Source organism: Paenibacillus sp. OT2-17, from assembly GCF_009827695.1.
Taxonomy (GTDB): Bacteria; Bacillota; Bacilli; order Paenibacillales; family Paenibacillaceae; genus Paenibacillus; species Paenibacillus polymyxa_B.
Genome location: NZ_WUDQ01000812.1, coordinates 1 through 1,265, shown reverse-complemented (window position 1 = coordinate 1,265; position 1,265 = coordinate 1). Strand labels below are relative to the sequence as shown.

The 1,265-nt window shown below is 44.0% G+C and carries 1 protein-coding gene; it reads right to left on the bottom strand.

Annotated elements, in window-relative coordinates; translation table 11 throughout:
- On the bottom strand, positions 1-1,265 hold a 1,265-nt coding region (locus tag GRP75_RS27305; RefSeq protein ID WP_237449229.1), incomplete at both ends, for a condensation domain-containing protein.

Sequence of the window (1,265 nt, the reverse complement as noted above, 5' to 3'; positions counted from 1 at the left end):
CCGAGGTGCTACGTGTTGCAGGTCTTTCAAAGTCGACTGGAATACCCAAAATCGGAATGTCGCCGCTCATTTGCTTGAGCCAGTATTCTTCTTGTTTTTCCATCCATGAGCTACCAATATCTCCTTGCTGCCATACCGCATAATCCTTGTATTGAATTCGCAAGGCGGGCAACGTTTTTTCTTCATACAGTGCGGGCAGCTCGTTCAGCAATATACTCATGGATACACCATCTGAAATCACATGATGCATGTCAAACATAAACCAATGACGCTGTGGAGATTCTTGCAAAAGAGCAGCTCGAAGTAACGGTGCCTTCCCAAGATCAAAAGGTCTGATAAATTGTCTCATCATTGCTCTTGCTTCGTTCTCGCCGTGTCCCTGCATAACCTCCAAAGTGAAATCGACATGGTCGTGAATCCGTTGTACCAGTTTATCATCTACGAATTCAAAAGAGGTTCGCAATGTATCATGACGCTGAACTAATTGCTTAAGCGCTCTTTCTAATCTTAAAAAATTCAGTTCCCCTTCCATCAAAAGCATGGCAGACATATTGTAGTTATTCATGCTGCTCAAAACGTATAGTCTATTTTGAGTTATAGATGCTGGATAACTGTCTCTCAATTCGGCAACAGGAATCGCTGCAAATGGATTTGGAGACAATTCATAAACAGCCTGCGCCATTTGCTCAATTGTTGGAAAGTCAAATACATAACGCAACGGTAACTCGATATTCAGTTCTTTGTGAATTTTTGCGGCCAACGCTGTCGCACGAAGTGAATGTCCGCCAATGGCAAAGAAATTATGATGAATTCCGACGGACGGAATGTCGAGTACCTCTCTCCAAATTTGTGCTAACTTCACTTCCATGGCAGTGCGCGGCGCTGCATATTCTGCAGTCAAATCAGCATGTTCCTCGAATGCCGGCAGTGCCTTGCGATCAATTTTCCCGTTCGGTGTCAGCGGCATGTTCTGCAGTTGTATAAAATACGACGGTACCATATAGTTCGGCAATTTTTCATTCAGCAAATTCAACATCATACTGCCGCTGATTTCTTTTTCAGCTACGTAGTAAGCAGCCAAATGATAGTCTCCCTGCTGATCTGCACGAGCCATGACAATAGATTCTTTAACACCGTCCACCTTAATAATTTGCGCTTCAATCTCACCGAGCTCAATCCGATACCCGCGGATTTTGACCTGATGGCCAATCCTACCCAAATATTCAATGTTTCCATCTGGCAACCATCGTGCCAAGTCACATGTA